1 pseudogene is annotated in these 2,029 nt (G+C 68.6%); it reads right to left on the bottom strand.

Annotated elements, in window-relative coordinates:
• Positions 1–1,792 (bottom strand): annotated as a pseudogene (locus RCH07_RS19145) (hypothetical protein); the annotation flags it as partial.
• Between the last annotated feature and the right edge of the window lie 237 nt (positions 1,793–2,029).

Genomic DNA, 2,029 nt, shown 5'->3' with positions numbered 1-2,029 from the left:
GCCCCGCCGGAACCCGCCGGCGGGGCATTTCTATGCCCGGCCCGTCATCACCGGACGTGACGCCGCCACAGTCAAATAACGCGACGGGTAACAACCCGTCGACCCGGGTCTGGACCCGGCCGTTCGCGGTGTAGGTGTAAGAGACCGCGGGGGTCCCGTCGGAGAACGTGGTCTGCGCGAGCCGGCCGACGCCGTCGTAGGTGTAGGTCAGGGTGATGCCGCGCCCGTCGGTCGCCGTCGCCGGGCGGGCCCAGACGTCATAGGTGAAGGCCCTGGCGCCGAGTGAGGACCCGGTGACCGGGGTCACGGTCGACAGCTGGTGGTCGGGGTCGTAGCCGTACTGGGTCTTGTTAGTGCCGTTCCCCGGCGCGAGGGCGGTCTTGACCGTTCCGTCGAGGTTCACTTCCAAAGTGGCGGTCGCGGCGAGGGCGTCCGCAGAGGTCAGGGCGTTCCCGGCCCCGTTGTAGGTGTAGAGGGACTGGTTCCCGGCGTCGTTGGTGGAGGAGGTCGCCAGGTACTTGGTGTTCGCGGCGGTGTTCGCGTAGGCGGCCTGCCCGGCGGCGCCGCCCTGGGACGCGGAAGCGGTGATCGATTCCCCGGTGTTCGCCCCGTACGTGTTCGTCGTCGTCCCGGAACCCGTACCGGTGCCCTGGGAAGAGGTCAGGGTATCGAAGTCCCCCGTGTAGGTGCCGGACCGGGCCCGGCCCATCGGGTCGGTCGCGGCGGTAACCCGCAGGTCGCTGCTCAGCGTGTACGTGGTGCGCGGGCCCGAGGCGACAGCAACGGCTATGTCGGTGTTCGGCCCCGCGACCAGGGTCTGCGTCGCGGACGGGTAGGCCAGGCGGGTGACCGAATTCCCCGGGGACCCGGGCGAGGTGTTTACCCGCTCGATCTGGATGACCCGGCCCGTGGTGTCATAGCTGACGTTGATCGCCCCGCCGGCGGGCGGGGTGATGGTGGTGACCCGGTTGCCGGTGTAGCCGAAGGCGGTGATCTTCCCGGCCAGATCGGTGAAGGTCGTCAGGTTCCTGTTCCCGTCCCGGGTGAAGGACACGGACCGGGATGCGGAACCGTTGCTCTGCGAGAAGCCCAGCAGCATCCCGTCGTAGGGGTCGTAGTTCAGGACGGCCTTTTTCGCTCCGGCGGCACCCCTGGTGGCAATCACCTCCGTGATTCGTCCCCCTGTTGGCGGGTTCAGGGCTGTGAGGTTGCCGTTCCGGTCAGCGACCGACGTGGCCCGCCCGTCACTATCGAACGCCACCACCGTGGCCGTGGTCCGGGAGGTCAGCGTGTAGGTACCGTCCGCCTTTTTCATCAGGTCAGCCTTTGTCCCGGCGGGGGCGGTGAACGCCGTCGTCGAGCCGGCCACCGGGGTGAACAGGGACGAGTACCCGTCCCCGCCCGTATGCAGCACCCCCGACGCGGTGGTGGACAGCGACCCGGCCCCGCCCAACGACAGCGACCAGCGCGGCCCGGTTTTTCCGCCCGCGGTGTCCGTGGACTGGGAATTGAACACCAGGCCCAGCGGCACATCCGCGCTGATGCCCGGCAGGGCCAGGCCCGTCAGGGACAGCATCAGGTTTCCGGTACCGACATCTACGCTGCCGGAGATCCGGTCGGTGACCGGCAGCGGCAGCCGCGTCGCGCCCGGCCGGGCCCCGAGTTTCCCGATCGTGGTTTCGGCCCCGGGCGGCGCCACCGGGATCGCCAGCGGCACGACCGCCAGGCCCGGCCCCGCGGTCCCGGCCACCAGGGCCAGCCCGAGACCCGAGGCGAGAGCGCCCCGGAACAACAAAGCCGGCAGCCTGTGGCCACCGGCAAACCGATTCGAACGTGACGACAGACGCCGCTTTCCCCCAACAAACATCGTAGCTCCCCAGCTAGAAACGGTTGATGGCTCACGGTACGCCCGGGATATTCCAATGTCTAGAGTTCGCGTTGACTCATAGAAAATGCGCGCGAAGCAGGTATCGAAGAATCATTTGAGAATGCGCGTGTAGCGGTGCGCCTGTCCGTTCCGGTTCGCCGG

Origin of the sequence: Arthrobacter sp. CG_A4 (assembly GCF_035985125.1) — a bacterium.
Lineage (GTDB): Bacteria > Actinomycetota > Actinomycetes > Actinomycetales > Micrococcaceae > Arthrobacter.
The sequence above is the reverse complement of the archived record's forward strand: the minus strand, read 5'-3'. Positions and strand labels throughout refer to the sequence as shown.